This window comes from Sphingomonas sp. AP4-R1, from assembly GCF_013113735.1.
Classification (GTDB): Bacteria; Pseudomonadota; Alphaproteobacteria; order Sphingomonadales; family Sphingomonadaceae; genus Sphingomonas_I.
Genome location: NZ_CP053346.1, coordinates 4,750,681 through 4,762,255, shown reverse-complemented (window position 1 = coordinate 4,762,255; position 11,575 = coordinate 4,750,681). Strand labels below are relative to the sequence as shown.

General features: G+C 62.3%; 8 protein-coding genes. 1 reads left to right on the top strand and 7 read right to left on the bottom strand.

Features of this window, described 5'->3' with window-relative positions:
* Positions 1-21: 21 nt before the first annotated feature.
* From HL653_RS21575 to HL653_RS21550, 6 genes are all read right to left on the bottom strand, one after another.
* The gene (locus tag HL653_RS21575; protein WP_171746317.1) at positions 22-741 is read right to left on the bottom strand and encodes an HEXXH motif-containing putative peptide modification protein; all 720 of its coding nucleotides are present in this window, start codon (positions 739-741) and stop codon (positions 22-24) included.
* A 76-nt stretch (positions 742-817) separates the two neighbouring features.
* The gene (gene yhhC / locus HL653_RS21570) at positions 818-1,390 is read right to left on the bottom strand and encodes a cyclophane-containing peptide 2OG-Fe(II) oxygenase YhhC (protein ID WP_253717251.1); all 573 of its coding nucleotides are present in this window, start codon (positions 1,388-1,390) and stop codon (positions 818-820) included.
* Positions 1,391-1,415: 25 nt separating this feature from the next.
* Positions 1,416-1,589 (bottom strand): YhhA family cyclophane-containing RiPP, encoded by a 174-nt coding sequence (yhhA, locus tag HL653_RS21565; RefSeq protein ID WP_171746316.1) that lies wholly within the window; start codon positions 1,587-1,589, stop codon positions 1,416-1,418.
* A 14-nt stretch (positions 1,590-1,603) separates the two neighbouring features.
* Entirely contained in the window at positions 1,604-2,758 is a 1,155-nt protein-coding gene (gene yhhB, locus HL653_RS21560; RefSeq protein ID WP_253717250.1) for a cyclophane-forming radical SAM/SPASM peptide maturase YhhB, read from the bottom strand.
* Entirely contained in the window at positions 2,755-2,901 is a 147-nt protein-coding gene (gene yhhA / locus HL653_RS21555; RefSeq protein ID WP_171746315.1) for a YhhA family cyclophane-containing RiPP, read from the bottom strand. The genes yhhB and yhhA (HL653_RS21555) overlap by 4 nt, the downstream gene beginning before the upstream one ends.
* A gap of 569 nt (positions 2,902-3,470) precedes the next feature.
* Positions 3,471-7,352 (bottom strand): hypothetical protein, encoded by a 3,882-nt coding sequence (locus HL653_RS21550; RefSeq protein WP_171746314.1) that lies wholly within the window; start codon positions 7,350-7,352, stop codon positions 3,471-3,473.
* A gap of 285 nt (positions 7,353-7,637) precedes the next feature.
* Between HL653_RS21550 and HL653_RS21545 the strand changes: the two genes are divergently transcribed.
* Positions 7,638-8,660, top strand: coding sequence for an IS110 family transposase (locus HL653_RS21545; RefSeq protein ID WP_171745610.1), 1,023 nt, complete (start codon positions 7,638-7,640; stop codon positions 8,658-8,660).
* A 360-nt stretch (positions 8,661-9,020) separates the two neighbouring features.
* On the opposite strand, the gene HL653_RS21540 is transcribed toward HL653_RS21545, so the two are convergent.
* On the bottom strand, positions 9,021-11,564 hold the full coding sequence (locus tag HL653_RS21540) for a sulfite reductase flavoprotein subunit alpha (protein WP_253717248.1): 2,544 nt from the start codon (positions 11,562-11,564) through the stop codon (positions 9,021-9,023).
* Positions 11,565-11,575 lie beyond the last annotated feature (11 nt).

Genomic DNA, 11,575 nt, shown 5'->3' with positions numbered 1-11,575 from the left:
CCTGTCGGGCAAACGAATGAGTTAGCGGGCGATCAGCATCGTTGCGAAGCGCTGCCCGCGCAGCGTCAGCGCGGACGAGGCGGTGAAGTTCTCAATGCTCGCAATCTCGTCCGCAATCTCCAGCCGCCGCCTGTCGGCGTAAGGATGGCCGTGGGCGGCCGGGTCTGCAGTCTGCAATATCGTGAGCCACTGGTCGATTGCCCGAAAAACAAACAAGCCGTGGATCAGGCCCTGTAGCGGTCGGGCCTTACCCTGCCAGGGCGAGAGGGTGGTCGCTGCCGGATCGGCGACAAGCGGGCGGAGCCGCTCCATCAGACTCAACTGAAGATGCATCGTCTCGTGCAAGATCGCCTCTGCGACGCGCAGTGTCGCATCGGTCTCGCCGACGGGCAGGTTGAGGAAGATCGAAAAGGGCAGCTCGGGATCCGAATGGCTGACATCATAGCCAGGTCCCTGGCTATCGAGCTTGTGGATGCTGCGGACCAGTGCGTCGACCGCGTCGATCAGGCCGGGTGCCGGAGCAAGCCACCCGATTGCTTCGTCAACGAGTGCGATCTCGTCGGCACCGGGTAGGTGCGTGGCGATAGCAAGACCGATCGCCGCATAGCGCCGTCGGCCGTCTTCCGGGAGCAGTTCGAACCGGGCACGCCGAGGGTGGTTCGCGGGCGACGCATAACGGCCTTCGGCAGCGCCTTCGGTCAGCCATGCCCAACTGCCATAGCGACCTTCGTGGGCCAGCACCCCCCTGCTGGCGGCCGGGTCGCGACGAAACCCCCGCGCCAGCCGGGCGGCAAGTCCGGGCGACCAGATTGGCGCGTTAGGCACGCCCATTGGCATGGAAGGAATAGACCAGGGTGAAGCGCTCGCCGCCATGCATTCGCGAAACAGCGTGATGCGACGCCGGGCCGATCGCAAAACCGAGCCCAGTGCCGGTCACCGGCCGCAGAATGCGATGAATATCGGCTGCATTGTCACTGTTGAACAGCATCATATAGCCACCATCGGCGTCGGTAAGGCCTCGGTTGAGCTGCACCGTCAACCGGTGCGTCTCGTGTCCCGGCAGAAAGTCGTTGTGGATTCCAATGCGCTGACCGGCGACGAGCTTGTGCGCGACGATCCCCATGGTCTCACTGAGCGCTTCGCCAAACTCGACCTCGATCTGACGCCGAAGGTCTGCCATTGCATCGGGATCAACCAGCATCGCGGCTGCGGCGGGCAGCCGAGCGTCGAACAGGCTGAACTCATATTGATCGTAGAAATCCTGGGACACCAGCCGCCAAGGAGCATCGCTCTCGAACCAGTCGAGAAGCGCCTCGCCGGCCTCGGCTGAAACGCAGTCTTGGGCGAGGAAATAGGGAAAGGGCTCGGTCGCCCGTTCGGTGATCTGCATGGTATGTGCGAACGGTTCTCCCGGCCTATCGATTATGGCGATGATAGGTCCGGTTATAGGCCGTCGCGCCGACAATGTGGGTCGGATCGCAGCGAACTTCGTCGATGAGCCGTTGGAGCGCGACGCTGTCGATCAGGTCGAGTTCCAAGGGTGGGCAATCTGCCTCGGTGTCGTTCGTGTTTAAGGGGCGTTCGAGCATCAAAATGTCCTCAGTCAGGCGGCCTTTGCCGACATTTGCCTGAGCAAGCCACGCATATTTGCGATGAGGCGGCGCTGGTCGGCGCAGAATATCGTCGGATTATCGAAGCCGCTCGTTTCGCGCCAGCGGTGGGCGACCATTCCGCCGCCGCACACCGTCAGGTCGGGGCAGCTGAGGCACGTTGAGCTCAAATCGTGCTGCTGGCGATAATATCGGTCATAGGCCGGATTATCGAGAAAGGTTTCGAGCGCATCACGCAGGATCGACCAGGGACGCTCGAACTGGTCGGCGGCGGCATGGGCAACCTTGAGCGTGTCATTCTTGTCGATCCGGCCGTCGGGCTCGATCACGAGGATGCCATAATCGGTGGTGCCGACACCCTCCTTCTGGGCCGAACCGCCCAGCAGCAGCCTCATCATGTCGTCCAGGAGTCGCAAGCGCGGAGGGGTGGGATCGGCGAGATAGACGCGAAGCAGACGCGACAGCCAGTCGCCATATTCCGTAGAGCCGGGCGATGCCTTGCCGAACGGTAGCTGATCCCAGTTACCGTCGCGCACAAGCACGTCGATGCTCGGAGAACCGGTCGCCTTGAGCGCTGCATAGACGTCGACAGGATCGCTGGTCGGATCGATGACCGCGAGCACGCCAGCGAAGAGCGGACGCGCATCGGCGCGGGCGGTGAGCCGTGCAATGCCTTGCACAACGCGTGTATACGATCCGCGGTCGCGATGATCGACGCGGAAGCGGTCATGGACCTCGGCCGGGCCATCGACGCTGACCGAAATCCCGACATCATAAGAGACAAAGACGTCGATTATTTCGTCGGTAAGGAGCAGACCGTTGGTCTGCACATGCAGACCGCAGGGGTGCGGCAAGGCCGATCGCAATGCTTTGCACAGTGCATCGAGTCGAGCGGCACCAAGCATCAGCGGTTCGCCGCCGTGCAGGACCACGCTGAACGGCGATTGCTGGCGCCGATATTGTGCGCCGAGCGCCTCGGCGACCCTGTCGACGACGCGCTGCGACATCAGCTTAGGCTGATCGCGCCACGCCTCGTCACCCATGTGGTAGACGTAGCAATAGCCGCAATCGAGATTGCACCGGCTCGCGACCTTGAGAAGAACGGTGTCGAGTGTCCGCAGGTCGTTGCCGCTATTGGCCAGGGTCACCGATTATGTCGGTTATGGGTACGGTTATATCCCCGCATCGCGGAATGCTGGCCGCCCGCCACTTCGTCGATCAGTCGGCGCAGCGCCGCGCTGTCGAGGGGAAGGTCGAGCGCCGTCGGGGTCGTCAACGCCTTGCTGTCCATTGCCAATCTCCTTCGCTATCCTCTATCGTAGCATCTCTTGCACATGACTGATAGAATTTATTGCGCAAGTCGATTTGCGCTCGCCGAGCGATGGGCTGGCAGTGAATCGGCAAATTTTTCGATAAAGAGAAATTAATTCTCGTTATTTTATGTATTTCCATTGTGAAAGATAGAGTTTTATCTGAAGACTCTGTCTCTATCAGTCGATCTTACTTGGCTATGGCGTGATAAGGTGAATGCGACATGGGCAGTGGCTACATAGAAAAACGCCCTATCGACTCGCGAGGTAGCAAGGGGAGTGTGATGACAAATGGATGATATGATCACGGCATGCCCCGATTGTTCGGGGAGCGGGCGCTGGTTCGATATGCCGTCCGCCAAGCAGAACCGGAAACCCGGTGTAATGGGTCCGTCGGACTGCACAACCTGCAGCGGATGGGGGCTGGTGCCGACGCCAGCCGGCCGGCCTTTCTTCGCGATGATCATTGCGATGCGAGAAAGCCCGAAATGGCGTTGATCCTATTCACTGTTCGGATCCCGGGAATCTTCTACATTCCGGAAAGGCGGGTTCAGGGGCCCGTTCCAGCTTTTGCCCGTGAGCAGAGGATGTCCCGCTCCAGAAGGCCGATGCGATAGGCGATAACCTGAGTTGTGAATCCGGAAGGCTGACCGTTCCCCATCCTGGCGATCTCGGCCGACAGTGATCCCTCAGGATCGCCGTCAAATTCGGTGACGAGCCGGTTCAGGACCTCGGCGGTGAACGCGCAGGCGAGCGCGGCGTCCTCGTCCGATTGCTCGTCACGGAGCCTGCTCAGAACTGCGAGCCTCTCCCGAATTCGGTCGATTAAGCCTTGCGCGTGCGCCATTTCCTCCTCGTTGAGCGGACGATCGGCATTCGCGAGCACAGTCGATGCTTCCACCAGTACGGTGAACGCCTCACAGAATGCACCCGCCGCTTCTTCTTCCAGAAAGGGATGCGGGAGGTGGCCGTCCCATCTTCCCTTGAAATCGGGCGCCGGGAGGAAACTGTCCCGGATCACACCCGCCAGTAGAGTCACGATCATCCCCTCGCGCATCGGTACGATCGTGATCCTGGGAGCATCGGAGAAGCTCCGCACCACGTCGATAAACTCCTCTGCCAGGTGCATGAAAGCAATGAGATGATCGACGGGTAGCAGGACGGCATATTCTATTCGCGGCCAATAAGGCTCGGTCTGATTATCTAGTGGCTTGGCAATGACAATGGCCTCGATTTGCCGCGCGGCCAGGGCGGCGCGGATACGGTCAGCCATGTTTTCGCCCGCCCGTTGCGCCCTAGCGCGACTGTCTTTCCCGAAGCGGATACGCGCGTGCCTGGTACGCGAAGTGCGATCAGCAAGGATTTGTGATCGCCTAAATGCATCGGGAAACGCGAATGCGTCACCAAGGATCGCATCAAGGTCCCGTAAAATGAGGAGCAGGCTCCGGAGCGCTTCCGAGGGTGGACTTTCGAGCCAACGCCAGGTGTCTGCTTCCAGTAGCGCCGAGGCCGTCTCCGCGAGTTCCGCAGCTTCGGTCGAGCTAATCAAGGGACGCTCGACCCCGATCGCGAGATCCCCGGCCAGCTTTGTAACCGCCGCCACGAAATCATAGGCCTGATCCGCCACCCGGTATTCGCCGGCATCTCGAGCCGATCCTGTACCGACGCCGGGGGATGGTGGCTCGATGTGGGAATTGAGGAGGCCGCGGATCGCCAGCAGTGAGTTAAGTCTCACGTCCGCAGGACGTCCGCGGCAATAATGCTCTGCGGCATCGGCAAGCATTTCGGATAGTTCGATGATGGCGGACGAAAGTGCATTGGCGCGTCCGCTCTCGGTCGTCGGCCCGTTGCGGGCTTGGATTGCGCGTAGCGCCGCCCGGTTCCATGCCAGCCGCGTTGGCGACGGGGAATTCTCGCGCGGGATCCTCTTGTCCGCAATCGGATAGCCGTTGAACCCGGCCGGGCTGCCGTCCCAGCCGATCATCGTCGATACGGCGATCTCCGCACCGGGCGCCGCCGCCAGAAGACGGGCGCAGTACCCGACAACGATGTCATTCGCTTGTTCGTGAACCGGCCCACCAATGAACCGAACGTTGGATGAAACGACAAGCTCGGTCCCGTCCGCATCGAACGTCGGCGCGGTTACCCAAGCGGTCTCTTGATACAGGCGGGTCAAAAGGTAGGCGGTGCCACCGAACCGCGCGACCAGCGCCTCCGCGGCTTCTATTCCGAACTCGCGGATCGTCGCAGCCAGACCCAGTGCCTGCTCCAGCGGCGCGGTGATGTCGGCCCAGCCCGGCTGGCACCGGAACGCGGGCGCTGGGGTCAGGAATGGTAATGGTACAAGGGCGGCCGCAAGTTCGTGAAAGTCATCAAGATCCACGTCTAGCTCGTCGGGCAGGGGACTAAGCCGGGCGAGTAGCGCCGTTCGAAGATCGTTGCGGGCGGCCTGTCCGAATCTGGCGGAGGTAGCGTCGAGTTTCGCGAGAGCCGGAATTTCGAATCTGCTCCCGGCGAGGCCGCAGGCGAAGGCAAAGGGCGCCTGACGAGCCTCAAGTCCTTCTTCCTCCACGATCTGCGTCCACGCGGCAGCAACGCGATCACAAGCTGCAAGGCCGAGGCCGTGAAAGATCGCGGCTTGCTGGCGTACGGACAGGGACGGGAATCTGGCGGCCAGCGCATCTATCAGCGCATTGTCCATGCCCTCCAGTGCATTTAGCAGCTGCGGCAGCACGAAAGCGAAATCCTGCGCGCGCAGAAGGAGGATCGTCTCTGTCAGTTCGTCCTCTGCCGAACGTGGAAGGAGTTGGCTCAACGCTACATGGAGTCCGGCGGAGCGTATTTGATGCAGACCTGCGAGCGCATGATCCGGCGTCAGGCGGATCGCGTGCTCGTCAACGAGGCGTGCGAGGGCACGTGCGAAGGGGCCAGCCGCGAGTTGCAAGTGCGTGCGCAAATGCTCTGCATCTATCGTACCGGAAAACCGGGTGATGGGGATGACCGCCTGAAGAATGGCAAGCTCATCGTCCCGGCCTTCGGAAAGACGTCGCCGCACCTGAGCATCCAGTGTGTCCTGCATCCGCTGCCCGCTCGTCAGCAGGTGACTGTACTCTAGCAAAAGGCCCCGCGAGAGTTCGAACGGTTCAAGCCAATGCAAAAAGGCAGGTTCGAAATCCGCTATGAGCGCCGCCCAGATCCGCTCGGCTAGCTCGGCGTCCAGTTCAGGCCTTGCGATCGCCGTTGATGCCAGATTGCCGATGACGAAAAGATCCTCTTCCCGGACGGTGCCGAGCAGAACGATGCCAGGCACATGGCCGAGCTCGGTCGAGAGCGCCTCCCAGATGCCGCCAAGATCGCGGCCAACATCGTCGAGGACGAACCCCACCGGCCGATCGGCAGACGCTTCCAAGCTTCTGGCCAGTTGCACCAGCAGGTGCGCCTGATCGGCGCTCGCCCGACGAAGGCGATACCAGCGCACCGCATGTCGGTTCTGCCAAGCGAAGAGCCAAGCTGCAGCCGATTTGCCGGAGCCCGAAGGTCCCGCAACCAGAGCTGCCCGTTGTCGCTGCAAGCCGGCTGCGATTTCCTCGATAAGAGCGGGCCTATCCAGCACCAAGCCGGCTGCGACGTGGCCGGGCAGCGCATCCACGCCTTCGTAGAAGCGCCCCTCATGAACGGGATCGAAAGACACCGGTTCGCACAGCCCCTCCGCAACAGCCGGATAAAGCGCGTTCGGGTCGACAAGTTGCAGGACGTCTTCGACAATCCGCTCGACATCGGTCGCATCGATGGTCGCGGTCTGATCCGGTGACGCCCGATAATTGCGGTCGGACTGCGCTCCGACGAGGTGGCGGAGGCAATGGGCGATCAGCTTGGCGATGGCATCAGCGGTCGAGCGGCGGTTGCAGACCATTTCGACGACGGCGTCGACAGGATCGGCCATGTAGACCAAACTTACCCGGTCGAGAAGTTCCTCGAGATTCATCCGGAAGGTAGCACAAATACCGGCGAGATACGGCGCCAGAAGCGCGGCGTTCCCGGGCTGGTCGATCACAGGACCGGATCGACTTTCTACCAGGTCCTCGGGAGGGCGTTCGAGCAGTAGCATTAGTCTACAGGTGCCAGCGCGCACAGCAGTGGCGTCCATCGTCCCAAGGGACTTCAAAAGATGACCGGCCACCTCCGCCGTGCTGAAACGACCTCGGGGGTCGTGGCGTGCCTTGACCTGAACCCGTAATTCGCCGTCCGGGCCGTGCAGAGTTAGATCGTCGACGCCTTCAGCGACCAATGCCGTGAAAGGCACGTCACCCGACCAGATGCGGGTGGCAAGCCAGGCGCCGGCTGCATCCTGAAAACGAAAGCCGCGCCCCGCCCGTGCACCTGCGCGACTCGAAGTCCAGAGCTCAGGATTGATCAGGAGAGAGCCGGACATATGCGCACGTTACCTAAAGACGGGAATGCGTCGATATCCTGCTGGATCACCTCATCGACAGTCGGTTCGGTAGGCATCTGCCGATCTTTCTCCCGGAACGACCCTTCGAAATGCCTCCACAGGCTCGACGTGTGAGACTGAGCTCATCGATCGATCAAGCGCGATGAATGAATGTCTGTAATTGGAGAGCGGGCAAGGCGACCTGAACGTCCGGGACTGATGACGTGGACGGCTCTCCAACCCTCCCGCAGAATGATCTGCGGAGAGCCGGAAGGGAGAGCCACGATGGGGAACGTCACGACGATAGGTCTCGATCTCGCGAAGAACGTATTCCAGGTGCACGGGGTCGACGCGGAGGGTGTTGCGGTGGTTCGCCAGCGCCTGACCCGTGGCCGCATGCTAAAGTTCTTCGCCAAGCTGCCGCCGTGCCTGGTTGGCATCGAGGCCTGCGCAACCTCGCATTACTGGGCACGCGAGCTGGTGGCGCTCGGGCATGACGTGAAACTCATGCCGGCGCAGTACGTGAAGCCGTACGTCAAGCGCAGCAAGAACGATGCAGCCGATGCCGAGGCGATCTGCGAGGCGGTGACCCGGCCGACGATGCGCTTTGTCGGCATCAAGTCGCCTGAGCAGCAGAGCGCGATGATGCTCCATCGTGTCCGCCTGATCCTGAACCGCCAACGGACGCAGCTGTCGAACGCGATGCGGGCGCATCTGGCCGAGTTCGGGGTTGCGGCGCCGATCGGCAGGAACGGCATCGAGCAGCTCCTCGACGTGATCGCCGATCCTGCCGACGAGCGGGTGCCGTCCGATGCGCGGTTTTGCCTGGAGATGCTGGCGGCTCAGCTGCGCATTGTGAAAGAGCAGATCCTGGAAAACGACCGCCGCATCTTGGCGAGCGCACGCGAGACCGAGCTTGGCCGTCGGCTGATGGAGATACCCGGCGTGGGGCCGCTGCTCGCCAGCGCCATCGTCGCCACCGTTCCCGATCCTGCGATCTTCCGCTCAGGCCGCAACCTCGCCGCGTGGATCGGCCTGGTGCCGCGGCAGAATTCCAGCGGCGGCAAGGAGCGGCTCGGCGGCATCACCAAGGCCGGCCATCAGTACCTGCGCCAGATGCTGATCGTCGGCGCCATGGCGGTGGTGCGCTTTGCCGAACGTAACGGCGCCAAGCGGCCGTGGCTTGTTCAGCTGCTCGCCCGCCGCAAGACCAAGGTCGCCGCGGTTGCGCTCGCCAACAAGAACGCGCGCATGATCTGGGCGATGATGGCCAGCGGTGAGCGGTATCGTGAGCCGCTGGTGGCATAAGGAACACGGCGCGGGCGACCGCGCCTGACGAGGTTGGAAAGGGCGATCAGGAGCTAATGCAACAAGCCGGTTGAACCGCCGGATCGGGAAAACCCACTATGACCCAAGCACCTCGAGTGCGCGGGATTGATCGGGACCCGAGACGCGCGAATGGCATTACGGCCAGCGGCACTATGCGCCGCACCAACAGGTCGGACACATGGCCGCACCAACCAGCAACGCTAGGCGAATGCTCGTACTTGCCAACGGAGGGCCGTCCACACATGGGTCTATTTGTTTGCGTGCTCGACGAAGCCGACCATGGTTGGGAGCGATCGGCGTTTTGCGATCGAAAGCCGTAGGGCAAGCTTTTGGTTGCCTTTAGTAGACGTCGCGCTTGTATCTTCCGACCTCGCTGAGGCTCGCAAGTTGATCTTCGCCTATAATGTCGGAAAGCGCTACGTCGACGGACTGGGCCATCCCGTCGAGACTGCCGCAGACAAGGACACTCGCGCCGCCTTCGATCCATCGTCCTATCTCGCTGGCATGCTGAATCACGAGATGCTGTACGTAGAGCCCGCAGGCAGACTCGCGGGAGAAGGAACGGTCGAGCCGTTCGAGCACGCCCGTCGCCTGCCAAGCGCTCAGCTCATCGTCGAAGAAGCTTTCATGCCTTCGCGACCGCTCGCCGAACAGCAGCCAATGGCCGAATGCTCCCTGATGCTCTGCGGCCCTGAGATGAGCGCGCAGCCCGGCGATGCCGGTGCCATTCCCGATCAGGATGAGTGGCCCGGCATCGTTCGGCACACGAAACGCAGGATTGGGGCGCACCCGCAGCATTGTCGTGGCGCCGAGTGGAAGATGTGCCGTCAACCACCCCGATCCGATTCCCAGTTCGCCCTCCGGGTCGCGCACCTGACGGACGACGAGGTCCAGCGATCCGTCGGCAACGATCGAGGCAGCCGAATATTCGCGCGGCGGTAAAGGATGGAGAGCGGTTGTGTCGATCTGGTCGAGGCCTACCGAAAGCTTCGGGAGAATAAGTCGATCGAGCTGTTCGCGGAGCGTGCCGGATATCGTAGCCACCTCATCATCGGACGGTCGCGCCGCGAGTAGGGCTTCGACACGCCCAGGATCGTTGCACGGCAGGATCTCGACCACATCGCCGGGTTGCCAGTCCGGCTCGATATGGGAGGGTGGCTTGAACCGGAGGTGAAAGGCCGTAGCCGCATCGCTTCCAGGATTGAGGGCATGGCGTGCCACGAGTGTCCACGGCTCATAGGCTATGGTGGCTTGCCCGCGCGTTCCTTCGCCAGCCCCCAAGCCACGCAGCGCCACGTGCCAGTTCTCGCGCGCGGCGTCGTCGTCCCGATCCATGTCGATGCGAGCGAACAGCGGCGAGGCACCGGCCCGTGCTAGCCAAGTGTCGATCGCCTGACCGAAAGCGCAGAAATCGTCATATTCCCGATCGCCCAGCGCGAGTACGCCATACTGCAAGTCGGTGAGATCCGCATCCGCATTCGCCATCAGCCGGCTGGCGAAGCCTCGCGCCATGTCCGGCGGCTCACCGTCGCCGTACGTGCTGACGACGAACAGGACCGTCCCGGCGGCGACCAAGCTTTCCGCTGTCAGCTTGCCGACGGGGACCACCTCCGCTCGCACGCCGCCCAGGGCCAAGGCGCTTGCCGCATTGTGCGCTTCCAGTTCCGCCGTCCCGGTTTGACTTGCGAAGGCGACCAGCAGATCCGCTGGCCTTTCAGAACCGGCTAACCTGTGCTGTCTCCTCGGCTTTTTCTTTCTGCGAGAAAGGTAGAGCAGGAAGCCCGTGACCGTGAACAACGGCATGGACAGGCTGGTCAACAACAAGGCGATGCGTCCGGCTATCCCGAAGAAGGCGCCCCGGTGCAACTCGTAGACGCTCTGCGTAACAACCACCCCGAGTGGTCGCCGGTCATAGGGTTCGAAGGACGTGCGCTCGGCGGTCGTCACGTCATACGTATATTTGTCGATCTGGCGCATATGGCGTGCGTTCGCCGGCAAGGCGTCGAACTGGACCGACGCGCCTTCCGAGGTACGTGAGGTGGTGATGCCGACCTGAGCATAACGGCCTCGGGTCTCACGCCCGAAGGCGCGCCAGGCCGCGTCGATCGCGGGACCCGCCTCCACCGAGGCCTCGCCTCGACGGTTGCCACCACCAGGTGAGGACTTCCCGGTCAGGGCGGAGGTAACCCCCTGCCGATACCAGCCATAGCTCCACCAAAGGCCGGTGAAGCCGCTCAGCAGATAGAAGAGCAGCACCCAGGTGCCGATGGTCACATGAAGCGCGCGCCAGAGATTGCGCCCTGTCTTACGCCAATCCAGCACAAACCAGTTCCGCCAGTCGAGCGGGCGGGAAGGCCAGCGGAGATAGAACCCGGACAGAGCGAAGAAGATCAACGCGACCGCGCTGAAGCCGGTAATCTGCCGGCCGATCCCGTTGCCGTTGCCCGGCAGTGCCAGCCAGCGGTGCAGCCGCGTCAGCGTCTCGAAAACGGGCGCCGCATTGCCGGTCCCCAGCCAGGTCCCCTCTGCGCGATCGACATGACCGCGCACGCGGTCCTTCCCCGAGATCGCCGTCAGGAACACGGCGTGGGATTTCTCCCGCGACACCTGCCAGTCGAGATAGGTGACCCGATAGCCAGGGTGATCGGTCTCCGCGCTGGCGATGATCTGATCGGGTGTGAGGTCTCGTATGAGAGGAATGCCGGGCGCGAACACGGATGGCGCCATCCAGGCCTGGATCTCGTCCTCGAAGCTCAGCGTCGCTCCTGTGACGCCCATCACCGCGAGCACAAGACCTGTGGTGATGCCGAGAAACCAATGAACCTGAAAAAGTACGCGTTTTGTCAACGAATCCGATCCTTGCCAGCCCGGCTGATAGTCCATCTAACGCTAAT

What these genes read in the sequence shown, in the direction of transcription:
- HL653_RS21540 (WP_253717248.1), bottom strand. Translation starts at nt 11,564, where the DNA reads ATGGACTATCAGCCGGGCTGGCAAGGATCGGATTCGTTGACAAAACGC.
- yhhA (WP_171746315.1), bottom strand. Translation starts at nt 2,901, where the DNA reads ATGGACAGCAAGGCGTTGACGACCCCGACGGCGCTCGACCTTCCCCTC.
- HL653_RS21545 (WP_171745610.1), top strand. Translation starts at nt 7,638, where the DNA reads ATGGGGAACGTCACGACGATAGGTCTCGATCTCGCGAAGAACGTATTC.
- yhhC (WP_253717251.1), bottom strand. Translation starts at nt 1,390, where the DNA reads ATGCAGATCACCGAACGGGCGACCGAGCCCTTTCCCTATTTCCTCGCC.
- yhhA (WP_171746316.1), bottom strand. Translation starts at nt 1,589, where the DNA reads ATGCTCGAACGCCCCTTAAACACGAACGACACCGAGGCAGATTGCCCA.
- HL653_RS21550 (WP_171746314.1), bottom strand. Translation starts at nt 7,352, where the DNA reads ATGTCCGGCTCTCTCCTGATCAATCCTGAGCTCTGGACTTCGAGTCGC.